Source organism: Dehalobacter sp. CP, assembly GCF_047652685.1.
Lineage (GTDB): Bacteria > Bacillota > Desulfitobacteriia > Desulfitobacteriales > Syntrophobotulaceae > Dehalobacter.
Map to the genome: position 1 here is coordinate 2,118,006 of NZ_CP157399.1, position 23,610 is coordinate 2,141,615.

Consider the following 23,610-nt stretch of genomic DNA (forward strand, 5'->3'; position numbering starts at 1 on the left):
TCCTTATACCCCTACGGAAATTTCTACGGCCCGATCCGCATCCTCTCGGCCATAGATATCTTCAAACCGTACAATATCATCCTCTTCCAGGTAACCGCCATTCTGTAGTTCAATAATTTCCAGCAATAACTTCCCAGGATTTTCTAGACGATGCTTTGTCGTTTGCGGAATAAACACGCTTTCATTCTCATGTACCATCTGTTCTGTTTCCCCAATGGTCACCTTCGCGGTGCCACCGACGACGATCCAATGTTCACTGCGATGGTAATGCATCTGTAAACTGAGTATCTGCCCCGGGTTGACAGCAATTTTTTTCATTTGATATCCTCGTCCGCCGGACAGCAAAGAATATTGTCCCCAAGGCCGAAATACTGTGGTATGTTCGTCAGCTATCGTCCGGCCATCTGCCTTGATCTGGTTCACCAGATCCTTTACCTTCTGCGACTCACCCTTTTTGGCTACCAGAATCACATCGTCCGTCTCTATTACCAGCAAATCTTCCAGTCCGATGCCGGCAATCAGACGACTTTGTCCCATCATCAATGTATTCTTACAATCAAGTGAAATACAGTCCCCTTCAAAGGCATTACCATCCGTATCTTTATCCAAAATGTCATAGATCGCATCCCAAGACCCGATGTCGCTCCATTTCGCACAGAGTGGCAGCAATACCACCTGCTTGGATTTCTCGATCACTGCATAATCAATCGAAATATTGGGCATTTCTTCAAAATTTTCTAGTATTTCATTCAGGCTCTTGTCAGCAAGATCATAAATATCCGGCTGATGAATCCGCAGTTCGTTCATCATACAATTGATGGTGAAGGCAAACATGCCTGAGTTCCAATAGTAATTACCGGCTGCAAGGTATCCTTCTGCGGTGATCTTATCCGGTTTTTCATGGAAGGAATTTACTGCAAAGCCACTGCCAAAGGGCGGCCCGACCTGAATATAGCCATAACCTGTTTCTGGACAATGAGGTTCTACCCCAAAGGTCACAATCCTATCCTGGTTTGCCATGCCCTCCGCCAAATGCGCAGTAGAAGCAAAGGCCTCTACCGGACTGATGACATGGTCTGAGGGCGTTACTAACATCACCTCATCCAATCCGCATCCCAGCCGGTCAACACAATACCGAAGTGCCAAGGCAATAGCCGGCGCAGTGTTCCGTGCCAAAGGCTCTAAAAGAATATGCGCCTGACCCGCCTGGGCGGCGACCAGCTCAGCTCTTACGTGGTAAGCATATTCTTGATTGGTAACGATAACCATATCCGCCGGTTGAACCAGTACCAGAAACCGCTCTATGGTCTGTGTTAGAAGAGATTTGCCGCCATTAAAGTTTAGAAACTGCTTAGGGAATTTTGTCCGCGATAGGGGGAATAGACGGTTTCCCCCGCCACCCGCAAGGATAATTACCTTCATCTGAGAATCACTTTCCTTTCCAAACCGACGAAATCTGTTTTATATTTTGCCAAGGCCAGATTGGCGATACAGTACCCAATGATACTTTCGGCCCCCTGGTTAAAGTTGAAGCCTTTAGCGGTGATGCCATCAAGACATCCTCCGGTCTCCCCATCAATCAGGCCTTCGTTTTGAGAGTTATTTCCCAGATACCAGGCAAAACTCTGTTGGGCCAGTTCCAACATCCTCTGCTCGCCGGTGGCTTCATAGGCGGCCAAATGAGCCAAAGCAGCGGTGCTTGCCTCGAGAGGCTGCTCGTCATACAATGTCGGTTTCGAACCTCGCAGCAGCCATCCTTTGCAGCCAACCGCCCGAAAATAACCGTCACGAAATGAAATCTTATCAAAAAACTGTAAACTCTCTTGCGCTACACGAAGCATATGCGCTTGTCGAAGCCGCCTGTAAGCTACAAACAATGCCCACGGTAACACCGCATTGTCATAAGTAAGGCTGTTCTCAAACCATTGCCAATCCTTATCTCCGGCATCGTGTTCAAAACGACTGATCAGGGAATCAGCTAATCCTGTCAGGAGAATCTCGGCTTGGGAACCTTCAATATGGCCAAGACCTATCATCGCATAGGCTTGGCCGCGCAGTCCGAAAAGGTTATTGATATTGGGCAGGGCCTTAAGTATTGCAGCGGCACAGGCTTCTTTAATGCCATGAGGCATTACTGACGAGGCTTGTGTAAAACTGAGAGCCCATAAACAGCGGCCAAAACAATCCTCAGATCCTTCCTTTTCCGTGAATTGACGACCGTATGTCATAAAATTCCTGAATACTCCGTTTTCATTCTGAGCATGCAGTATGAATGCCAGATAGCGGTAGACAAGCGCCAGGTAAGTGGTTTTCTTGCCTTGCTCATAGAGCATCACCGCCATGATCAGTGCCCGGGCATTATCGTCCGTGGTGTATCCCTCCGTTAGGTTGGGCAGGCTAAACCGCGCATGTTGGAACATACCTGTGTCATCGGTCATTCTGAAAATATGTGCATCATTCAACGTGATTGCAAATTGATCCATTTATCCTACCAGCACTCCTCGCCCCATCGGTTGATCCATCGTTTGATCTATCTTTGTCTCCATCGCTGCCTCCATCATGTTGAAAGCCAGCTTCGTATAGCGCCCGGCAACCTTAGCCCAAGTCATCGTCTGTCCGACCGCAAAGGTCTTTCTTTCCATTTCTTTCTTTCGCAGGGGACTCTCAAGTACATCTCGGATGCATGACGCCAGAGAGTCGGAATCACTAAATTCGGCGAGCATTCCCCGGCCATTTCCAAGCAACTCCTGGGCATACCGGTACGGAGTCGATACGACAACCCGCCCGCACCCCACGGCATACGCCAATGTCCCGCTGACTGCCTGCTCTTTAGACAGATACGGCGTCATATAGATGTCCGACAGTTTGAGGTAAGTCATGACTTCTTCTTTCGTTAGATACTTATCAATAAACCGTATATTATTCCCTACACCCAGGCGCTGTGCCAAAGTAATCAGACTTTCCCGATAACTTTCGCCATTTTGCGCCTTGACGCAGGGATGCGTTTTACCCAGAACAAGGTACACCAGGCTTTCATGTTCCGACACAACTTTGGCAACAGCTTCTATCCCATATTCAAGCCCCTTCGCCGGGCTTAGGAGACCGAAACTGCTGATGACCTGTTTGTTTTCTAAGCCATGCCTAACTTTTAGCTCTTCCCGCGACTTAATAATCAGGCTTGGAACTCCGTGGGCAATGACCGTTATTTTACTCGGCTCGATGCCGTACGTTCTTATCAACAACGGGACCGCGCTTTCTGCCATCGTCACCACCATCGCGCTGAGTCGACCAAGCTCATGCAAAACTATCCGTTGTTTTGGGGATGGGTTCGTCAGTACAGTGTGTGTCGTGATGATAAAAGGTATTGTCAAATTCTTGGCTAGATCCAGAATGTATTCGCCACACTCCCCGCCAAATATGCCATATTCATGCTCAATAACCAGCAATCCGGTATGCGTGTTTGCCCAGCGGGCAGTCTGGAAATAGCTGGCGCGGTCGTGTTGACTCAGTTTGGCTGCCACCCGCGAATCCTCATATTCTTCCGTATTCGTGACCGCAATCACGTTCGGTCTGAATGAGCCTATTTTATCGATTTCGTTCATCAAGTCCTCCGTAAATGTGGCCAACCCACATTCTCGCGGCGGATATGTGCTTAAAAATGTCAACTTCCTTGTTTGGTATGTCTTTTCCATCTTCATGATCTCCCTTTTTTCTTTTTTTGTTATCATTCATATCATTTTTGCCGGTAATTCTATCCTCTTACATCATTTCCTCAAAGCATGTCTTCTCAACAAATATCCATTTCCCTCGATTCCGGACATTTTCGAATGTATTCCAGTATGTCGTTGATAGATGCCGTAGCCAAAGCAATGCATGTGTCCGCCCCCCCGTAGTACATTTTTAGCAGTCCTGTCTTATCGTCCAACACCCATCCACCCGCAAAGACCACATCGGCTACATCTCCCTGCCGTTCATACTCCTCTACCGGGCCAAAGACCCATTCATCGCTCCGATGCAACACTTTAAACGGATCGTCTAAGTCGAGCAGGGCCAAGCCAAGCCGGTAAATTGCCCCGGCAGCGGTCTGGCGCACCCCATGGTATAACATAAGCCAGCCTTCAGCTGTTTCCAAAGGCGTAGCACTAAGACCAATTTTACTGCCATCCCACCAGCTGCCTCGGCGGGCGTACATCAGCACGCGGCTATTGCTCCAATGAACCAGATCGTCGGAATACGACAGCCAGATGTGCGCCCCTGGTACGTAGTCAGTGACAATCGGCCGGTGAATAAGCGCCCATTTCCCGTCTACCTTGCGCGGAAAAAGTGCGGCATCTTTGTCTTCCGGCGGCATCACCGATCCAAGCCGCTCGAAATGAATAAAGTCGTCCGTTAGCGCCATCGCCACGAGGGGCCCACCACGGGAAAATGCAGTATAGGTAATAGCCCATTTGCCTAATTCATCGAGCCTAGTAATCCGCGGATCTTCAATCCCCCACAGTTCTTCAGGATGGTTGTCCGGTTCCGGCTCCAGCGTCGGTATGTCGTCAATTTGCCAGTTTCTAACCCCGTCTTCGCTGATGGCCTTGGTAAAGTGAGAAAACCCCCGTCTATCCTCCACTCGGGCAAGCAGCAAAATTTTGCCCTGAAAATGAGTTACCCCTGGATTGAACACTGTATTTACGGGATATGGCCAGCTCTTGGCTGTTAATATCGGGTTGTTCGGATTCCGTTGGAAAAGCTCTTTATAGGTATTGTCCTGACTTTTTAGCTTAGTCACAAATTTATTATTATTATTGATAATAAGCCTCCTAAGTGATTAATCGGCGCTGCCGACCGGTGCGTTTGAATACTAATTCCGGTGAATAGGAAGCAGCAGAATCCCTGATGCAATTCCTATTCCACATGTTCTTCACTCTGCAGATTTATTAAATTCTTTAGAAATATTTTTGGTAGTTTTATGAATATCCTTTGTGATTTCCTGGTATCCGCTCTTAAAGTCCTTTTTTACACTTTCCGCTTTTCCATGAAAGTCTTTAATGACATGAATTACTTCCTGTGCAGCATGAGCCGCAGAATCCTTTACTAGCTCTACCTCCTTCTGGGCAATATCCATATTTGTTTCGGCAGTTTTATGAATTTTCTGTGTTACATCATGATAACCGTCCTGAATATCATTTTTTACATCTTCCGTTGTTTCATGAACGTCTTTGATGACATTACGTACTTCCTGCGCAGAATGAGCTGCGGAATCCTTCACCAACTCTACCTTCTTCTGGAGCGTATCCTTGATATTTTCTACAGTCTTAACAACATTTTTTTCATATTTTCACGTGTTTCCTTTCCTGATTTTGGAGCAAATAGAATGGTTTATTCACTTTTTACTAAAGCCGCTGAGACGATATAGCGATCTGGAAAATAGCCAGGAGTATTGAATGGATAACATGTGGTCATCGTCAGCACGGCATGGTCGGTAGGTACGATCACTGTTTTGTCGTCTTCATGGACGATTCGCGTGTCATTCACCTCATAGGTAAATGTACCGGCCGAAGTTTGCACAATTAGCTGATCCCCAATCTTCAGCCGGCCTATTTGTCTGAAGACCGTTTCTCGATGTCCGGAAAGAACACAATTATCTTTTTCCCCAGGAAGTACGCTTTGAATGAAGTGTCCAACGCCTTTTTCCAATTCCTTCACATCAGTACCTTGGTAGATGGGCCATTTCAGCTTTAAGGTCGGAATCGTCAGGATCCCAATATTGTCACCCTCCGCAGGATATACAGGGTAAAGGATTTTATCTGGTGCAAGCAGGACGAGGGAAGGAGCCGTTTCCACCGGTGCCACCGAGGCCACGGCATAAGAATTGGATGGTACCCACATACGAAACATTGCCCAAAAGATACTTCCTATCCCCAAACCCATAAATCCTATGGATAGAGCGGTAACCAAGATAAAATTGCTCCGTGATCGTTTTACATTATTCATAACGCTTTCTGTTTCTCCAGCAAATGTCTCCGACCAGCGTTAGAACAGCGCCGATAATAAGCACCTCATACAAAGGAGTGGACGTTTTCGGGAGCTGCCCGCCGGTAACAGTATTGGTGACCGTTACTATGACCGTTGCGAACGCGACATCGGTTGCCGTCATACCATTTGCGCTGCCTTTGACAGTGGCAGTGTTCATCGTGGTTGCACTGAGATTCATCTTGCTGGTGTAGATCCATGTCTCATTGGCTTGAAGCAGGTTGTCATTGTTGACGTCACCGGAAACATAGTTCACGGGACTGACCATATCATCGCTGACACTAACTTCACTTAATGCAGCTGTGCCGGGGTTGGTTACTTTATAGGTGTATGTGACCGAGCCCTGTCCCGAAGTCAATGCCAGCGGTTCTGGTGTCTTTACTACGTTGATTAATGGCGGAACAGTTGGTGTGCCGGATACAACAACTGTTACTATCGCGATATCGGTTGCTGACATACCATTTGCGTTGCCTATGGCCGTGGCGGTGTTTGTCGTGGTTGCGCCGAGATTCGTCTTGCTGGTGTAGATCCATGTCTCATTGGCTTGAAGCAGGTTGTCATTGTTGACGTCACCGGAAACATAATTCACAGGACTCACTTTATCATCGGCGACACTAACCGCACTTAATGCGACTGTGCCGGGGTTGGTTACTTTATAGGTATATGTGACCGAGCCCTGTCCCGAAGTCAATGCCAGCGGTTCCGGCGTTTTTACTACGTTGATCAATGGTGGGTAGACCTGAACCGATTCGTCGCCCCCCGATCCGCCCCCGTTACTGCTAGGCGTATAGGTATTCGTAATGGCAGCTGTTGCCGTAGCTCCGTCTAAGACAGGAATCGTTGTTGTCGGGAGAATTTGATTCGTCCAACCAAGTCCGAGATTATCCTCGGTGATGGTATAATTACCAGTGGGAAGGTTCTCCCAAGTCTGAGTCCAGCCATTGACTGCATTGAAGGTTTTGGGGGATTGACCGTTGATTCTAATTACGACGGGAGAAGGAGTCGTCGATGCACTAAAGACCTTGGTAACTCTCAGCGCCCCACAAAACCCATTTGTAATGGTATTGCTGTCTAGCGTGACTGCGCCATTTCGTGCTAACAACTGCCCTTGCACCGTTGCACCGGTATTCGCTGTGATGGATGTCAAAGCGAAGATGTGTCCCACGAAATGAGAGGTCGTTCCTAATGTCGCGGAGCTTCCGATCTGCCAAAAGGTTCGGCAGTAACGAGCACCGTTGATGAGGTTAATATCACTGCCTGATGCTGTGATAAGCGTGGCGCCCACCTTAAATATGAATACGGGATCGGTTTCACCCAGGCCGTCGAGAGTAAGCGTTCCCGTCAACTGAGCCGATGTGCTAAATGAGTAGACACCAGGGGTGAGTGTTAATCCGCCTAGATCCTGACCAGTCAAGTCCACATCGACCGGCCTACCGAAGGCGTCATTATATGCGGTTGTCAGGGCGTCCTGAGCCCCACTTGCTAAAGCATCAGCCGCATGTATTGCCCCATTTGACACTATCCCAGGCGGAAATCCAGTGACTGCAGAGCCCGGAGACAGCCCAATATTTCCACCTGTATTGGTGATAACATCTCCGTTGATTGTGGTCGATCCGGTATTGCTGATTCCTGAGCCGGCTAAAACCGCAAAACTGGAGGCATTTCCAAGATTCACTGTCAGCGGAGTAGGGGCTGCTATACTCATTATAGGTACCGCCATCATCACTACGAGTAATAGCGCAAGTACGAATGGTATCAATCGCATTTTATTAAATATTCTCATCAATTTCTTTAATCCTCTCTATTCTCAACTTTTCATGAACGTGCACCATTCATGCTCATTATAATCTTTTTGCTTTTTTAAAATATGATTGATGATCGCTGATTAATTGGGCGCCCTAGACACTTTTTATAATAAACGGCTTTCCGTGTTGTTTTTAATGTCCTTTGTGCAGCGGGTTGTTCGGATTCCGTTGAAAAAGTTCTTTATTATTGCAGATAAAAAAAATCTCCTAAGTGATTAATCGGCGCTGCCGACCGGTGCGTTTGAATTCGCACCTGACTTTGAGATCTCGCAACAGTATGTTTTTTTGTCAGCGCTCCTCTCAAGTTAGCGCTAGCGGCTTGTGCCATTATTGTAATCCGCTTTGTGTCCTTAATTATTCGTTGGCTAAGTGCTCCAAATTTACATATTTATATTGTCACTATCAATTTTTTCAAGATAGTATTTATATTCAGTAACTTTTTGAACATAGTTATCACTCTCATAAGTGTCACTATTTTCCATAAAAACTTTGCAGCCTTCAATTCCTCTTTGTTTGGACAGCAACATTAGATTAAAAACAATCTCATCAGGAAATCCTTGCTCCGTCCAATAATCTCTATAATAAGCCAGTTTTTCAATGACTGCTTTGATGCTGTCAATTTGCATATTATTGTCGCCTTCTATTTGGAAAACTGCCAAAACCAACTCATACGACAGTTTATTCTTCTCACATAATTTCCAAATATCACGCTGTGTGTTTTCTGGAATAGGTATATTATAAACAGGTACTTCATAACCGATAGCAGAGCTTTCCGCTGCCTTTGGAACGACGAGAGGACAAATAATCAATATGAGGATAACAAGTGTAATAAGGGATAATAATAGATACTTAACCAATCCTCTTTTAATCTGCATAATTCTCGCCCCTTGTCTATCAATTTAACAATGATTTCCTCTGCATATGGTATATACGCTAACTTAACTAGGTATCACGCATTACACTTGATCCTTATTCTGACTTCTCGTAAAGATAATAATTAGTTTAACTATTCCCCAAGCTACCAGGGCATAAACAATCATTGCAATCACTGTACTTGGTTCTAATACTGCATTGGTCTCAATGCCTTGCGTTGCCGCCGATCTAAAAATAGCTGTAAACGGAACTAAAAACACCTGTGAAAGCGAATAAATGAAAGATACAAAACCACTATTCGGGTTAGCCCCTAGAATCTTAAACACCAAGCGAAAAGCAAGCAAAATTTCTAAAATACCCAAGATATAATAAACTATTCTTCTTGCTGTTAAGCTTTCTTTACTTTTTCCTCTATTGGGTCTATTGATGATGTCAACACTCATTTTTTCAATCCTCCATAAATTTCTAAAGTATTTTACTAAATCCATTCTTGAAAGTTACTGTGATTTCAGCTTTGGTAGAGCTTAATTATTACTTGCTGAACATCGGCTGCTGTCGCATCCGTTAATCCGAATCCTACGGTATATCCTTTTACTATACCTAAATTTACAATTTCTATTTGCTGGACGAAAGAGAGCGACTGATTATTCGAATTACTTCTTCCAGTATATGTAAATAATTTGCGATACTGGATGTTTCCTTCTGGTATGTTGCTAACGTTTCATTTATTCCGGAACCAATATTTTCTATCACGACATTTGTTGTTTCAAAGCTTCCTCTGGCCGCATGAGTAGCCTGCTCGACTTCTTGTAGAATCACCGGAACCGAGATTTTGAGCTTATCAGTCGTATCTCGGGCATTATTACTTATTTGTTCCGCATTCTCCAGTATTCCCGGCATTGTTCCGATACTCTGATTGATAAACTCCTGATTGGTTTCAAGCAGAGAGCGTAAGACACCCACCGCCTTTTTGATGTCCCTGAGAATAGGAAGCAGCAGGATCCCTGCTGCAATGCCTATTCCACAAACCAAAAAAATAATTAGGTTCTGTAAAGAGAATTGAATGATCATCGTATGTTCCTCACTCTACCTTTTTATTAAGTTCATCCGAAATATTTTCGGCAGTTTTACGAATATCCTGAGTGATTTCATGGGAACCATCTTTAATGTCCTTTTTTATATTTTCATTTTTCTCTTGAACGTCTTTGATAACATTCCGTAATTCTTGTGCAGCATGCGCGGTGGAATCCTTCACCATCTCGACCTTCTTCTAAACCGTATCCTTGATGCTTTCTACAGCGTTAATCGCATTATTTTTTATATTCCTACGTGTTTCCTTTCCCGATTTTGGAGCAAAAAGAATTCCTGTTGCAACACCTACAGCAACGGCTGCACCCATTCCGACAGCGATCTTCTGTGCCGCCTTTACTCTCTCTCTCTCTCTCTTCTCTTTGTTAACCAATAATAGTAAATCTTTAAAAATCATTTTTACCTCCATATTATTTTTAATTTAATTGTTTATATTATTTAGAATATTATGAATATTTAAGATAAATTTCTTGGTAGAAACTGGAGCGTCTTTAAATGTCACATATCCATATTTAAAAAATGGCGACTCAAAATTCATTTTTTGAGTCGCCATCTCATCCTATGAACTTGATTCTCCCATAACTACCATTACCTGTATCATTCTTTAATCAACCCTGAATTTTATTTGCTTATCCCAAATCTGCGGCGAGGATATTCTAGAGCATACTTAACGATAATATCTATTGGTTCATTCTTCCAGATCATTCTTTAAATTACTCATGGAGTACATTTTCCTAACTCCCTCTTTTGGCAAAAAATCAATAACTTTAGAAATATCTTTTTCTTCAAGACTTTCCATGTACTCAATGAGTATTGATAGCCTTTGATATTCCGTGATAGAAAACAATACTGCATCGGGCTGATTGTTTTTTAAAACAAATACTTTACCTAAATTTTCTGCTTTTTCTCTGCAACTTTTATAATTCTTTATCATTTCAGAGTTGGATACAATTGCTTTTGCTGGAATATTCATACGGGTTACTACTTACCCCCTAGCTTTTTTTATGCGTTTAGCTCACCTTGAGTATATATCAATTAGTGTTATTTGTCAATAAATAATTCTAATAATATTTATAATAATTTTTATAATTTATTGTCTGATGCTTAACAAAAACTTCTGTAGCTTTACCATCAGGATTCTCTATATTCTCCACATTACGTGAATTGCCAAAATGTTCCAGTACTGTTTCATTATAGAAAACGGCATATTACACCCCTCCTGTTTTTCCTAAAGGACTGATTCTTCTCGAGTTCCTCTATGACCTTGGCTAAAGTATCCACAACATGGCTGATTTCTTCCATTGTATTATAACGGCCAAAGGTTTCTCGAATCTGGAATCCCTTTGGAAACATTTCTTATCATTATTTGACTGATAAATCCTGCAGCACCTCCTTATCCAATTTCAAAAGAATAACAACGTCTATTATTCAACAGTTATTGCACTTACCGTTGTGTTCGTCAGTCCTGCTTATAGAACTCCCTTTAACAAATCAATAATAAGCAAAATCCCTGCTATGGCCATGACTAGAACGATGACCCATCCTAAGATATTACTTATTCTCTTGTTTACATACTTACCCATAATCTTGTTATTATTAGCAATCAATATGATCAGTGTCATCAATGGTGGTGCTGCTAAACCATTTAAAACCGCTGAATAATATAGCGCCTTAATCGGGTCAATCCCCAACCAACTAATCACCATGCCAATGAGTGTAGAGACCACAATAACCCCATAGAATCCCGGGGCAAGTCCGGCTTTTTTACTTAACCCCTCTTTCAAGCCAATCGTCTCAGCAACGGCATAAGCCGAAGAACCGGCTAATATCGGAACTGCCAGCAATCCTGTACCAATAATTCCAACAGCAAACAACAGATAAGCAAAATCACCGGCTAATGGCCTCAATGCCTCAGCTGCTTGTGTTGCCGTTCCAATATTGGTAATACCACTGGCATGTAGCGTTGCTGCCGTGGTAATGATGATAAAAAACATGATTGCCTGAGAAAAAAACATCCCTACGATGGTATCCAAATCCATATTATTAACGTTTATCCTGGACACCACAGGTTCTTCAACGCCCATATCTGAAATTGTACCGTCAAAGATTTCCTCCTCAACCTCTTCTGATGCCTGCCAAAAAAATAAATACGGGGATATCGTGGTTCCTAAAATTGCCACAATATTGAGCAGATATTCTCTTGAAAAATGAAATTTTGGGAACACCGTGTTTTGTATTATGAGTCCCCAATCCAGTTTAATGATTAAGGCTGTCAAGACGTATGCCAACAGTGTCAAGGCCAGATACTTCAAAACTTTAGAATAGGTTTTGTAGGTTACAAAAATCTCCAAAACAATGATCAATCCTGTCATGATGCATAGCCAAAAAAGGATAGGCAATCCCAGCAGCATTTGCGCCGCAGAAGCCATCGCTCCCAGATCCGCGCCAATATTAATTGTATTCGCAATCACTAACAAAGAAACCGATAAATATAACACCGGTTTAGAGTAATGGGCCAGAATTACACCGGCCAGCCCTTTTCCGGTTACCATTCCGATACGGCCGCACATTTGCTGAATAACAACCATAAAAGGGAAAGAAAATAATGCCAGCCAAAGCTGGCTGAATCCGAATATCGCGCCTGTCTGTGAATAGGTAGCAATTCCGGAGGGGTCGTCATCAGCCGCGCCGGTGATAAAGCCAGGGCCAATTTTTTTAAATAACCTTTTCAGGTAGTTCAACATATGTACCACCTATAATTAATAATAGAGAGTGACGTACCTTAGCTAGATACTCACCCCGACATTTGACACGGCTCCATAATAAACTACCAAGTATTAGTATCTAGTTAAAGTATTTCCACTCTCATAAGTCATTCTTCTCCCATTCCGCAATGAATTTAGCAAGCTCCTTTTTCATTACAGGTATACGGCTGCCAGCCACGCCGCAGTTCAAACATATGTTATTTTTAAACCCTTGTGCGGTGCATTTATTAGAGACTTCCTGAGCACATCCATAGTTAGCGCACTCTTTGCACTTGAAAATAGGGTTTTTACAGAGATGTTCAGATTTTTCGCCCGAACATCTTGCAACATTATATTTTTCTTCTTCAGACATTTGAATCGGACGTTTTTGATTTAGATAGCCGCCTCTCGCCCAATAGATGTTTTGATTTGGAACTACTCTTTGCCCTTCCATAATAAACTCTCCTCTGTAAAAGTTTCATTTCCCTTTATTTCTTTTATCACTGTATGTTAAATTGTCGTGAGCATATTACACAAAACCTAATTTGTTGATTTGAGTCCATTCAAATCTTATTTTTTTACAAACATGAGTTATATTTACTTATTACATCTTAATCTTATATCTATAAAAATTATTTGTCAACTAATTGTTCTAATTATATTTTGAATTATTTTTTTAATAATTTTCAACATTTTGTTTCAATTTAACAGCTTACGTGATATGATGAGCACCCTAGGAGGAAAACGATTTCAATTGAAAATAATGAATTGTAGCTACTTTTTATACTCAAGGGTTGGGCAGATCTGCGTATGAGTCTGTTCAGCAATGGAAGCTAAACAGCGCAAAAATAAGGAGGTTATCAATATAAAAAATCAAGACACCAAAATTTTAGTTACAGGCGATATATGTATCAACACACTGTTGTGGAGTACATCTCCACAGGAAAATGATGGTTTGAACCGGCAAAATAATAATCTTCATAGTATATCAAAGCCAGGAGAAGCATTGCTTTTGGCCGAAATGACCACTTTAGCGACAGGAAAGCAAATTATTTCTCCATCTATTCCCAAGGACATCGGCTCTTTTACGAATCAGTTTTTACACTCATTTGTTGAGATCGAGCCTTTCCCCTCTTCTGCCGGCAGTAAAGAGGCTAAGGTCTACAGAGTGAGCAGATTTATGGGGTTTGCTGGCAAGGAAAGTGAAAAGCCGGTGCTGCTCCCTATTGATACCTCAGATGCCCAAACCGTTATTATAGATGACGAAGACAATGGTTTCAACAATGATGACAGCTACTGGCCGTTAGTGATTAAAGACACGGGAAAAACACCTATTATTCTTTATAAAATGAATAATCCAATTGGAGGAAGCGCACTTTGGCAGCACTTAGAACAGCATCAATTTGACAGGACTATCGTCATCATTAATGCCGACAACCTCCGTTCAAAAGGTGTCAATATCAGCAAAAGCCTATCTTGGGAAAAAACGGCGCTTGATTTTGTCTGGCAGCTTAGCAATAACCCAAACCTGTCCTTTTTGTCAACATGCAGACACCTTGTTGTCCTCTTTGGACTGGAAGGCGTTATTTATTATAAAAACGACGGTATCCCCGAAGCCTACTTATACTTTTTGCCTTACGAGTGCGAGGGGGATTTTATGCGCAACAACCTTGGGAAAATGTTCGGGATTACTTCCGTTTTTGTCGCGGGGCTTTCGGCAGTCATTGCAGGTGGAGAAGCGACTGAGCTTTCAACCCTCATTTCCCAAGGCATTCACGAAGGGATGATTGCAATCAGAAAATACTTTGATTTTGGTTTCGGGGAAAATCCGGATTGTTGTCTTTTTCCAAATCCTTTAATATTTGAGCGAAACTCAAACGATACGACTCTTCTGGAATATGTTCAGGATGTAAAGATTCCCAATATTTTAAACAGAGACCATCAGGACAGCTGGTTCATCTTACAGGGAAAAAGCTCGGCGAGTATTGCGCAAATGGCCTTTGACCTGGTTAAAAACGGAGAGGAAAACGTCCTTAAGCATATACCTACCGCTAGATTTGGCAAGCTGAAGACAGTCGACAGGACCGAAATTGAGAGCTATCGGACAATACACAATTTGATTTCGGAATACATCTCATCCAAGAATGTCACCCGCCCCCTTTCCATCGCTGTTTTTGGAACGCCCGGTTCGGGGAAATCCTTCGGACTTACAGAAATGGCCACCAGCACCTTCCCCGAAGACATTCAAAAGATAAATTATAACCTTTCCCAATTTCAATCACCGCTTGAACTGCAAAAGACATTCCACAAAATCAGCGATATAAATCTTCTTGGAAAAATTCCGCTGATTGTATTTGATGAATTCGACTCTTTCTTTGGAGGAAACCTCGGATGGCTCAAACATTTTCTGTCGCCTATGCAGGATGGTGTTTACAGAGCTGAAGAAACCTTTCATCCGATCGGAAGGGCGATTTTCGTTTTTGCCGGTGGAACCAGCAGCTCCTTTTCTGAATTCTGCGGAGAGAAAATCGAAGACGAAGATGAAAAGCGGGTATTTTTAAAAGAGTTTAGGTCTACTAAGGGGCCTGATTTTGTTATCCGTTTGAGGGGTTATATCAATATACTCGGTCCCAATCAGAGCGATGATAACGACCAACTCTTCATGATTAGAAGGGCTATGCTGATGCGTTCATTAATTGAACAAAAGCTTCCTCACTTAATCAACGAAAATGGAGAGGCACAAATAGACAACGATGTTCTTCGGGCAATGCTCAAAATACCAAGGTACAAGCATGAGTCAAGATCGTTGGAAGTAATTATGGATATGAGCATTCTGACGCATGCAAAAAAATGGGTGCAATCATTTTTACCTCCAAAGGAACAGCTCAAGCTTCATCTTGATGAAAAATTGTTCTTGAGGTATATGATGCACGATGCTATTTTTGGTGAAAAAATCGATACGATTGCTCAACTTATAAGAGGAAAATTCAATGTTCTGGAAGGTGCTGTTTCTGTTAACGGTGACGATATTTCCTTGCCATGGAAGAAGCTTTGCGAACCGCAAAAAAACTTTTATAGGGATCACATTAAAAATATCCCTGAGGCACTTTTGCTAATACAATACGACGTCATGTATGTTGATGATAAAACAGAGAATTTGGTTTTTTCGGAAGATGAACTTAAAGTACTTACCCAATTTGAGTATAAACGCTGCAAAAATTATATACAGGCAAAAGATATAAGCTCCGGACATGCCTGTGTACTCTCCACAGAGGAAGCCAAAACACAGATTTATCAGATGATCAGTCTCTGGTCCGCTGCTCTTGCCGAGTCAAATTTCAAGTTGGAAAAGCTCAAATTTGTAAACCAGTGCAATATGTTATAAAACAAACCTTTTCAAAGTCAGTACTGTTTTCATTTTTATAAGGCTCAATATCCCGAATATTTCAAAGTACATCAGAACTACACTCTCTACGTGCCTTGAGGATACAAAATTGATGTCGCTTAATGCTGTTGGCCCCTTGGCGGAAGCATGATTCTTTTAGATTTTTAATTGAAATACACTTTTATTCTCTATCTATTGTTCATTTCTCCATCTATTGTTCATTTGTGATATGCAGAATTTTTCAAATCATCATTACAGAATTTTTTTGTCAATATTCCCGAATCGTCTTCATAATCAACTTTCGATATAGGCTATTCCTATTTTGCATAATAGAAATTGTTCTTGATTAGCTCAAAATAACTGTCAAACTCTTTTGCATACTACATCTGCGTCAAGTACATCCCGGTTTTTCAAAATCGCTGCTGGCCACAGGAGGGATATACAAAGTGGCTTAGCTGAGTCGCAAGGATATTTCTTGATATTTTAAGTGTATAACAGTTTAGGATAAGGTCATTTTTCTTAGACATGTTTTCACCTCCCCTATGACTTATCCATAAAATATTGCGAGATATATTTTAGAAAGGAGAATCATTTTGGCAAATCCACTTGATCCAAACACGATACCCAAATTTGTAAATCAATTGGTTGTTCCCCCGGTCTACGAACCAACTGTGGTTAAATGCCCTAAAACCGGGAAAATTATAAGTCATGATTATACCGTAACAGTCAGCCAGTTTAATCAGCAAATATTACCGCAGGGTTTCCCGGAAACCACTGTGTGGGGTTACGGCGGTCAGGTTAAAGACCCTCAAACAGGCGAAATTATTCCCGATTTCCGCTTCTCTCCCGGTGCTACGTTTGAAGCGGTGCGCGACATTCCTGTGAATGTACAATGGGTAAACAATCTTACCGGTCCCCATTTGCTTCCGGTTGATCCGACCCTGCATTGGGCCGATCCCAATGGTATGGGTATGCCTATGCCCCCATTTCCACCCTTCCCTCCCGGTTTTCCTTTGGCCCAAAGTCCTGTTCCCATTGTTACCCACCTGCATGAAGGCGAAACCGAATCAGCTTCAGACGGTCATCCAGACGCATGGTTTACAGCAGGAGAGGTGATAAAAGGGCCCGCCTTTGTCAAATCCCTTTACCACTATTTCAACACTCAACCACCTACAACATTATGGTACCACGACCATGCTCTGGGCATAACCCGTCTCAATGTTCTTATGGGACTTGCAGGTTTCTACCTGTTACGTGATCCTCATAATCCCCTCGATAAACACAGGTCAGTTTTACCGAAAGGCAAATTTGAAATCCCAATAGCCATTCAGGACAGGTCATTTAACACCGACGGATCACTTAATTACCCCAATGTCGGTGTCAACCCTGATATTCATCCCTATTGGGTACCGGAGTTTTTCGGTGATACAATTATGGTTAATGGCAAAGTCTGGCCTAACCTGGATGTGGAGCCAAGACAATACCGCTTTAGAGTTCTAAACGGTTCTAACGCCCGGTTCTACAACCTGACGTTTTCCAACGGGATGCCGTTTGTTCAAATCGGCACTGACGCTGGCTATCTGCCAAGGCCCGTTCAATTATCCTCTTTGCTGATTGCCCCAGGCGAGAGAGCGGATATACTTGTGGACTTTTCATCATTATTACCTGGTACGAAACTAATTCTAGGCAACGACGCTCCAACACCCTTCCCAACAGGGGATCTGCCCGATCCTCTTACTACAGGGCAGGTAATGCAGTTTACAGTTCTCGCCAAACCTGTTGTTGTTCCTCCCCGACTTCCGCGTCGCCTGAATTTTATAACGCCTTTGTTCCCAAACGCCAAAAAGCGAACGCTTGTGCTGGTTGAAGTTATGGGGCCAAACGGTCCTGTAGAAGTACTATTAGACGGCCAAAGATGGAGCGCTCCTATTTCCGAGCTCCCATTAGTCGGATCGACAGAAGATTGGGAATTGGTTAATCTTACAGCAGACACTCATCCTATTCATTTGCACCTGGTCTCATTCCAGTTAGTAAGTCGTCAAGCGTTCCTTGCTACTCAGTATACGAACGATTGGATAGCTCTAAATGGTATGCCGCCGCTCGATCACCCAACCAAGGTACTGCCGGTAAAACCTTATCTACTGCAAGGTCCTGTTGGTCCTCCTGCAAATGAGAAAGGTTGGAAAGATACAATCAGGGCTAACCCTGGCGAAGTAACCACTATCCGGGTTCGGTTTGCTCCCCAAGATGCTTCGATATTTACTTTTCCCGGGCTCAATCTTTATCCGTTTAACCCTTCAAAAGGACCCGGATATGTTTGGCACTGTCATATTCTTGAACACGAAGATAATGAGATGATGCGGCCATTGAAGGTCAGAACAATCTTTCCATTTTAACCATAAACACTTAGGTAACGTTATCATTGCTTTAACAATTATGCACCTCCTCTTTTAGCAAGGGGGTGCTATTTTTTTCTTTGATAATACTTCAGCAGCGGTATGGGGGTCTATTTTCTTTCCATGTGGTTTTATAGCAACAATTCGGAGAAGGTTTAGGTTTTCACTCTCATCCGGGATTTATCTATGTCTATACAATACGCTTAGTCGTTTTTCGACAAAAGTACGCAAATTTCGACATGTTGCGTTTGAGAAAACATATCGACGGCTCGATTCTCTTAATAAATCAATATCAAGAATGTGATTCGGTTAATACTTTGGTGTATTTACACAAAAAACTTGTTGAAAAATAGTGTAAAACGCATATAAAAACAGTAAGCCCGCATGAATAGCGGGCTTTTAGACGAATTTTGGTGGAGATGATGGGATTCGAACCCACGACCTCTTACATGCGAAGCAAGCGCTCCCCCAGCTGAGCTACATCCCCACTGTTTTAAAATGAAAAACAATTATTCAATTCACACGACTATTATTATACTGAATAATCCTAATTTTCGCTAGAGTTAGATAAATAAAAATTATGATTCCGGAACTGTTTTTTGATAAACACTTGATTCTGACGAGAAACGCAGATGTACTGAACTGTATCCGGCAACATTTAAAGGAAAACAGCAGGTCAGCGTGGAATATATTACCTCTTCAATGCTATAACTATTCTATTACACTCGGAGGATGAAAACATGCGTAAACGTCAAGGCCCCTTGTTCATTCTGCTTACTTTGATCCTGACCTTTATCTTTTGGTCAGTCAGCGAACCATTAAAGGATGTTACCCCAGTCAGACAATACTCCGAGATGGCTGCTTCGCTCATGCTGGTTTGCTTTGCCTGGGTCAATTTTATTTCAACCCGTCATCCGCTGCTGGACTCCCTGTTCCATGGCCTGGACAAAAGCTACCTTTACCATAAAGTTTTAAGTATCACAAGTGTTCTTTTGATCTTTGTGCATCGATTCATGCTCGACGCAGGTAAGGGAAATCATTATGGGGAGAACAGGGCGAATTTAGGACCGGGTCCAAATGGTCTGAATGGTCCGCCACCGGGGGCGGACCATGGTCCGGAGCTTTTTTCCGGCATCGCTAACCTGAGCATGCTGCTTTTTATCGTCTTAATCCTGCTTGCCCTGTTCACCTGGAAAATGAATTATGAGAAATGGAAAAACATCCACAAGCTCTTTTTTATTCCTTATATGATCGGAATCATTCATTATTACGGCAGTTCGGACTATGCCGTTACAGGCTTAAGCGCCCTGGGGCTGTGGCTGAATCTGGTCAATCTGGTCGGTCTGACTTCGGCAATCTACAGTATAGGATTTTACGAAAGAACAGCATTTCAGTTCGGCTATGTGGTAACGAACATCCGCACGGTCGCCAAAGATACCCTTGAGATCACCGGCAAAGCCTTTAAAAAAGGAATCCGCTATAAGGAAGGACAATTTACTTTTATCAAGTTTACCGAGGAAGGCAAGCAGTTTCCTTCTCATCCGTTCACGATAAGCCAGTCTTTCCGAAAGAATGAGATACAGTTTGCGATCAAGGCTTTGGGAGATCACACCTCTGCTTTACTGGAAAACGTTCAGGAGGGAGATACTTTTGCCGTAACCTCCCCCCATGGCCGCTTCGATTATAAGGCCGGATCAAACCGACAGGTCTGGCTGGCGGGCGGAATCGGCATTACGCCATTCCGCAGTTTTTACCAGTCTGCGATCCCTCCGCAATATTCCATTGACCTGTTTTACTGTTATAACAACGAGGCCGAAGGACCCTATTTGGATGAAATAAAAACCCTTGCAGCCGGAAGCGGTATTCGCGTGCATCTGCACGATCTTCAGACGAAAGGGTTTCTGAATGCCGAAGATATTTGCGAAGCGGTGCCCAAGACCGAAACTGTTGATGTCTATTTCTGCGGTCCGGAACCGATGAGGATCAAGCTGGAAAGAGAATTAAAGACCTGCGGCCTGTGTATCGGACATTTTCACTACGAGTTTTTTCAGTTCAAATAGGCGAGGAGCAGCGACGATCATGGATGATCTAATGCTGCGATGCCATGGATGGCTAGGAGCAGCCGACGCCCAAGTGTTCCATCAAGCCGAAAAATTTTCCCTTCCATTTTGCTTACCGGCATGACTTCCATCAGGGAATTGGTAAGGAAAATTTCATCAGCATTCAATAAGTCTTCAGGATAATAAACGCCTTCACTGAACGGTATAGCCAGCTCAATGGCTTTTTCTATCACAATCCTTCTTCTGATACCGGCCAGGCAGCCGCTTTCCAGGGAAGGCGTATAAAGATGCCCATTCTTTACAAAGAAAACATTGCTTCTAGTCCCCTCAATTATCTGGCCCCTGCTGTTCAACCAAATCCCTTCAAACGCACCACCGCCCTGCACCGCGCGCAGGGCAGCGGCAGTATCCAGAAGATCTGCAGATTTAATGTAGTTGAGCGGTATAGGGTCAACCCGGTGCTCTGGCATAAACAGGACCCGGACACCCTCTTCATATTGTTCACGAGTATAGGAAACTGCTCTAGTGCTGAAAAGCCACTGGTTATTGTGATTATGATTTTGGCTTTGATCGGAAATCAGACTCGGATCTTTCCTGATTTCTGCTCTCAAAGCAAAAGGCCGCTGCTCAATTTTAGTTTCTTTTAGGTAAGTTTCGATCTTGTTCAGCCATTCATCATAAGCGGGAATGGTGATTCCAAGAAGCTTACCGCCCTTGCTCATCCTCTCCCAATGCAATCCAGGTACGGCGATCCCGTCGGCAGTAACCTTTATCGTTTCAAAAATACCGACAGGCTCAATTTTACCGAAGCTTCTGTTTTTACTTTTCTGATTTCCCATCAAGCTTAACCCCCAAAACTTCCAGAAGCCTTCCCGCTTTATGGATCGTTTCTTCATATTCTTTTTTGGGGATCGAATCGGCAACAATCCCTCCCCCGGCATGAAGATACGCCGTTTTCTCTTTCAGCAGAATGGTCCGGATCACAATATTCAAATCCCAGGCCCCATCGAAGCCTATATAGCCGATACTCCCAGTGTAAATACCCCTATTGTACGGTTCAAGCTCATCGATGATTTCCATCGCTCTGATTTTGGGCGCACCGGTGATCGAGCCGCCCGGGAAAATGGCTTTGATCAGTTCTTCCGGTTTTAAGGATTTCTTGAGTTTCCCAACGACTGTGGCAACAAGGTGCCAAACAGTCGGATATTTTTCCAGAGTCAGCAGTTCTGTGGTAAGCACTGATCCAAACTCACAGATCCTTCCAAGGTCATTGCGTTCGAGATCGATGATCATGGTAAGTTCAGCCCTGTCTTTTTCACTATTAACCAGCTTATCTGCAAGTTTCTGGTCTTCCTCCGGAGTTTCCCCCCTTGGCCGGGTTCCCTTGATTGGACGCGTTTCAATATTTCCGTCCGGTGTAATCTGAATAAACCGTTCGGGAGAGGATGACAGGATTTGAAAATCGGGATACGGCAAGAACGCAGCAAACGGAGCAGAATTCTTGCGATGAAGCTGTTCATACAAATCCCAGGGATCTCCTTCATACCTGACACTGAACACCTGAGTCAGATTCGCCTGATAAATATCACCGGCATAAATGTAATCAATGACCCGCTGCAGATCCCTGTAATATTGTTCCTGGGAGACAGCTTTATGGATTTCGGCAAAGGAAATACCGGAAACAGCTAATTCATTTCCCGCACAGGAGAGCTCCGCTGAACTATTAGCCAAATATTTTTCCTCTACATAATGCTGGAGAAGCTTCTCCAGTTTATCAAGTCTTTCCCGAGCAAGAGAGGGGTCGCAGCAGCCCTGATCCGTCATGCCGCAGGCCGTCAGACTGTAAGTCTCCGTTGCGTGTTCGTAGACAACAATCCCATCATACCAGGCCAGCCGCCAGAGCGGCATTCCAAGGTCATCTTTGACCCGAACAGGCAATTCTTCAATTTCATTTTTCAGATCGTAGCTGAAGTATCCGACAGCCCCTCCGGCAAACGGAAAAGGTGCCGCGGAAGGAGCCTGATATTTCAAGACATAGTCGTTCAAAGTTGTAAGGCTGTACTGCCCTGCAGAATAAGTGATCAGTTCCTCATGTTTACAGTTCTTTGCGATAGCATACCGGTCTTTATAAGCACTGATCTTTATAAAAGGATCCGCCCCGAAATAAGAATACTTCCCCAGCTCGGCATAACCGTCCCCGCTGTCCAAGAAGAAAGGATCTCTGGCATTTTTAAACACCTGAAGCATCTCGAACGGCTTTAGATTCGTAATAAAAGGTCTAACCTGCCAGATATTCTGCTTGGTTTTATCTTTATCAGGCGTTCCCTGTGTTTCTGATATTTCTAATCCTAGTGTTTCCAATGACTTTACTGATTCCGGTATTCCTGGTTCCTGAATTGTTTGTAGCATTACTGATGGTTTTGATGCTTGAATCATCTTTAATTCGCCGTGTTCACTGAGCCACCTGCGGGCATCCTGTACTGCGTTCCGCAGCATTTGATGACCGTTTTCTGTAAGAATAGCCTCCGGATGGAACTGTACTCCTTCAATCGGCAAATAGCGGTGACGGATCCCCATCACCTGACCGTCTTCTGTTTCCGCGGAAATAATAAAGTCAGCAGGTATACTGTTTCTGCGCAGGGCCAGAGAATGGTAGCGGGTTACCGTAAACGGGCTGGCAATATCTCGGAATACGCCGGACCGGTCATGCGTGATGCTCGATACTTTGCCGTGAACCGGCGTCTTGGCTCGGACAACTTCAGCCTCAAAAACCTGCCCGATCGCCTGATGGCCAAGACAAATGCCCAGCAGCGGAATTTTTCCCTGAAAATGCCGGATGATTTCCAGCGCAAAGACCGCTTCATTCGGTGAGCAGGGACCCGGAGAAATCACAATAAGCTCCGGTTCCTGCTGTTGGATCCAGGCAATCGTACACTCCTCAGGACGCCGAGCAAGTACTTCCTCGCCGAGATCTCCGAAATACTGATACAGATTATATGTGAATGAATCATAATTATCCAAGATGAATATCACCTATAATTCTCCTTTGCTGATTGTCAATAAATAGTTAAATTATGCCGAAATAACACATTATTCAGGTAGAGATAATATATCACAGATTCCGTGGTTTTACAGCCTTACTCTAAAAAATTATTAATTAAGACACACCTAGGAATAGCTGTACTCGTAGAACGCTCTTCGAATAACCACACAAATAATAAGACTAGCCCAAAGACA

Annotated in this window: 21 protein-coding genes and 1 tRNA gene; 3 read left to right on the forward strand and 19 right to left on the reverse strand. The window is 43.5% G+C overall.

Annotated features, from left to right (window positions below):
- Positions 1 to 3: 3 nt before the first annotated feature.
- The 16 genes from AAH944_RS10450 to AAH944_RS10525 all read right to left on the reverse strand — a co-directional run bounded on the left by AAH944_RS10450 (position 4) and on the right by AAH944_RS10525 (position 12,986).
- Positions 4 to 1,422, reverse strand: a complete 1,419-nt coding sequence (locus tag AAH944_RS10450; protein WP_415534857.1) for a mannose-1-phosphate guanylyltransferase/mannose-6-phosphate isomerase — start codon at positions 1,420 to 1,422, stop codon at positions 4 to 6.
- A complete protein-coding gene (locus AAH944_RS10455; protein WP_415534858.1) occupies positions 1,419 to 2,483 on the reverse strand; it encodes a glycosyltransferase in 1,065 nt (354 codons plus the stop codon). The genes AAH944_RS10450 and AAH944_RS10455 overlap by 4 nt, the downstream gene beginning before the upstream one ends.
- Positions 2,484 to 3,602 carry a glycosyltransferase gene (locus AAH944_RS10460; RefSeq protein ID WP_415534859.1) on the reverse strand — a complete coding sequence of 373 codons (1,119 nt, stop codon included), beginning with the start codon at positions 3,600 to 3,602 and terminating at the stop codon, positions 2,484 to 2,486. It abuts the gene before it with no gap.
- A complete protein-coding gene (locus AAH944_RS10465) occupies positions 3,586 to 3,732 on the reverse strand; it encodes a hypothetical protein (protein ID WP_415534860.1) in 147 nt (48 codons plus the stop codon). Before AAH944_RS10465 ends, AAH944_RS10460 begins: the two co-directional genes overlap by 17 nt.
- Before the next feature lie 55 nt (positions 3,733 to 3,787).
- Positions 3,788 to 4,798, reverse strand: a complete 1,011-nt coding sequence (locus AAH944_RS10470; RefSeq protein ID WP_415537857.1) for a glycosidase — start codon at positions 4,796 to 4,798, stop codon at positions 3,788 to 3,790.
- Between the two features lie 111 nt (positions 4,799 to 4,909).
- Positions 4,910 to 5,257, reverse strand: a complete 348-nt coding sequence (locus tag AAH944_RS10475) for a hypothetical protein (RefSeq protein WP_415534861.1) — start codon at positions 5,255 to 5,257, stop codon at positions 4,910 to 4,912.
- A 110-nt stretch (positions 5,258 to 5,367) separates the two neighbouring features.
- Entirely contained in the window at positions 5,368 to 5,982 is a 615-nt protein-coding gene (locus AAH944_RS10480; RefSeq protein ID WP_415534862.1) for a class D sortase, read from the reverse strand.
- Positions 5,975 to 7,741 carry an ice-binding family protein gene (locus AAH944_RS10485; protein WP_415534863.1) on the reverse strand — a complete coding sequence of 589 codons (1,767 nt, stop codon included), beginning with the start codon at positions 7,739 to 7,741 and terminating at the stop codon, positions 5,975 to 5,977. The genes AAH944_RS10480 and AAH944_RS10485 overlap by 8 nt, the downstream gene beginning before the upstream one ends.
- Before the next feature lie 465 nt (positions 7,742 to 8,206).
- The gene (locus AAH944_RS10490) at positions 8,207 to 8,701 is read right to left on the reverse strand and encodes a hypothetical protein (RefSeq protein ID WP_415534864.1); all 495 of its coding nucleotides are present in this window, start codon (positions 8,699 to 8,701) and stop codon (positions 8,207 to 8,209) included.
- Positions 8,702 to 8,782: 81 nt separating this feature from the next.
- Positions 8,783 to 9,142: a YggT family protein gene (locus AAH944_RS10495; protein ID WP_415534865.1), complete on the reverse strand. Its 360-nt coding sequence runs from the start codon at positions 9,140 to 9,142 to the stop codon at positions 8,783 to 8,785.
- Positions 9,143 to 9,314: 172 nt separating this feature from the next.
- On the reverse strand, positions 9,315 to 9,770 hold the full coding sequence (locus AAH944_RS10500) for a hypothetical protein (RefSeq protein WP_415534866.1): 456 nt from the start codon (positions 9,768 to 9,770) through the stop codon (positions 9,315 to 9,317).
- 10 nt (positions 9,771 to 9,780) lie between these two features.
- Positions 9,781 to 9,954, reverse strand: a complete 174-nt coding sequence (locus AAH944_RS10505; RefSeq protein WP_415534867.1) for a hypothetical protein — start codon at positions 9,952 to 9,954, stop codon at positions 9,781 to 9,783.
- A 15-nt stretch (positions 9,955 to 9,969) separates the two neighbouring features.
- Positions 9,970 to 10,185 (reverse strand): YtxH domain-containing protein, encoded by a 216-nt coding sequence (locus AAH944_RS10510; RefSeq protein WP_415534868.1) that lies wholly within the window; start codon positions 10,183 to 10,185, stop codon positions 9,970 to 9,972.
- A 291-nt stretch (positions 10,186 to 10,476) separates the two neighbouring features.
- The gene (locus tag AAH944_RS10515) at positions 10,477 to 10,761 is read right to left on the reverse strand and encodes a hypothetical protein (RefSeq protein ID WP_415534869.1); all 285 of its coding nucleotides are present in this window, start codon (positions 10,759 to 10,761) and stop codon (positions 10,477 to 10,479) included.
- 496 nt (positions 10,762 to 11,257) lie between these two features.
- Positions 11,258 to 12,532, reverse strand: a complete 1,275-nt coding sequence (locus tag AAH944_RS10520) for an NRAMP family divalent metal transporter (RefSeq protein WP_415534870.1) — start codon at positions 12,530 to 12,532, stop codon at positions 11,258 to 11,260.
- 121 nt (positions 12,533 to 12,653) lie between these two features.
- Positions 12,654 to 12,986: a hypothetical protein gene (locus AAH944_RS10525; RefSeq protein ID WP_415534871.1), complete on the reverse strand. Its 333-nt coding sequence runs from the start codon at positions 12,984 to 12,986 to the stop codon at positions 12,654 to 12,656.
- Between the two features lie 567 nt (positions 12,987 to 13,553).
- Here AAH944_RS10525 and AAH944_RS10530 point away from each other — a divergent pair.
- Together AAH944_RS10530 and AAH944_RS10535 are read left to right on the forward strand one after the other, a co-directional pair.
- Positions 13,554 to 15,917: a Ryanodine receptor Ryr gene (locus AAH944_RS10530; RefSeq protein ID WP_415537859.1), complete on the forward strand. Its 2,364-nt coding sequence runs from the start codon at positions 13,554 to 13,556 to the stop codon at positions 15,915 to 15,917.
- 593 nt (positions 15,918 to 16,510) lie between these two features.
- On the forward strand, positions 16,511 to 18,313 hold the full coding sequence (locus AAH944_RS10535; RefSeq protein ID WP_415534872.1) for a multicopper oxidase family protein: 1,803 nt from the start codon (positions 16,511 to 16,513) through the stop codon (positions 18,311 to 18,313).
- A gap of 411 nt (positions 18,314 to 18,724) precedes the next feature.
- On the opposite strand, the gene AAH944_RS10540 is transcribed toward AAH944_RS10535, so the two are convergent.
- Positions 18,725 to 18,800: transfer RNA gene (locus AAH944_RS10540), tRNA-Ala, on the reverse strand.
- 253 nt (positions 18,801 to 19,053) lie between these two features.
- Between AAH944_RS10540 and AAH944_RS10545 the strand changes: the two genes are divergently transcribed.
- Entirely contained in the window at positions 19,054 to 20,373 is a 1,320-nt protein-coding gene (locus AAH944_RS10545; protein ID WP_415534873.1) for a ferric reductase-like transmembrane domain-containing protein, read from the forward strand.
- Positions 20,374 to 20,390: 17 nt separating this feature from the next.
- Here AAH944_RS10545 and AAH944_RS10550 read toward each other — a convergent pair whose 3' ends face one another.
- Entirely contained in the window at positions 20,391 to 21,212 is an 822-nt protein-coding gene (locus AAH944_RS10550; RefSeq protein WP_415534874.1) for an aminotransferase class IV, read from the reverse strand.
- Positions 21,193 to 23,406: an aminodeoxychorismate synthase component I gene (pabB, locus tag AAH944_RS10555; RefSeq protein WP_415534875.1), complete on the reverse strand. Its 2,214-nt coding sequence runs from the start codon at positions 23,404 to 23,406 to the stop codon at positions 21,193 to 21,195. The genes AAH944_RS10550 and pabB overlap by 20 nt, the downstream gene beginning before the upstream one ends.
- Positions 23,407 to 23,610: the final 204 nt, after the last annotated feature.

Coding starts and splice junctions, on each gene's coding strand:
- AAH944_RS10530 (WP_415537859.1), top strand. CDS start 13,554: ATGACCACTTTAGCGACAGGAAAGCAAATTATTTCTCCATCTATTCCC.
- AAH944_RS10510 (WP_415534868.1), bottom strand. CDS start 10,185: ATGATTTTTAAAGATTTACTATTATTGGTTAACAAAGAGAAGAGAGAG.
- AAH944_RS10450 (WP_415534857.1), bottom strand. CDS start 1,422: ATGAAGGTAATTATCCTTGCGGGTGGCGGGGGAAACCGTCTATTCCCC.
- AAH944_RS10465 (WP_415534860.1), bottom strand. CDS start 3,732: ATGAATGATAACAAAAAAAGAAAAAAGGGAGATCATGAAGATGGAAAA.
- AAH944_RS10520 (WP_415534870.1), bottom strand. CDS start 12,532: ATGTTGAACTACCTGAAAAGGTTATTTAAAAAAATTGGCCCTGGCTTT.
- AAH944_RS10460 (WP_415534859.1), bottom strand. CDS start 3,602: ATGAACGAAATCGATAAAATAGGCTCATTCAGACCGAACGTGATTGCG.
- AAH944_RS10550 (WP_415534874.1), bottom strand. CDS start 21,212: ATGGGAAATCAGAAAAGTAAAAACAGAAGCTTCGGTAAAATTGAGCCT.
- AAH944_RS10545 (WP_415534873.1), top strand. CDS start 19,054: ATGCGTAAACGTCAAGGCCCCTTGTTCATTCTGCTTACTTTGATCCTG.
- AAH944_RS10495 (WP_415534865.1), bottom strand. CDS start 9,142: ATGAGTGTTGACATCATCAATAGACCCAATAGAGGAAAAAGTAAAGAA.
- AAH944_RS10525 (WP_415534871.1), bottom strand. CDS start 12,986: ATGGAAGGGCAAAGAGTAGTTCCAAATCAAAACATCTATTGGGCGAGA.
- AAH944_RS10480 (WP_415534862.1), bottom strand. CDS start 5,982: ATGAATAATGTAAAACGATCACGGAGCAATTTTATCTTGGTTACCGCT.
- AAH944_RS10485 (WP_415534863.1), bottom strand. CDS start 7,741: ATGGCGGTACCTATAATGAGTATAGCAGCCCCTACTCCGCTGACAGTG.
- AAH944_RS10455 (WP_415534858.1), bottom strand. CDS start 2,483: ATGGATCAATTTGCAATCACGTTGAATGATGCACATATTTTCAGAATG.
- AAH944_RS10500 (WP_415534866.1), bottom strand. CDS start 9,770: ATGATCATTCAATTCTCTTTACAGAACCTAATTATTTTTTTGGTTTGT.
- AAH944_RS10490 (WP_415534864.1), bottom strand. CDS start 8,701: ATGCAGATTAAAAGAGGATTGGTTAAGTATCTATTATTATCCCTTATT.
- AAH944_RS10515 (WP_415534869.1), bottom strand. CDS start 10,761: ATGAATATTCCAGCAAAAGCAATTGTATCCAACTCTGAAATGATAAAG.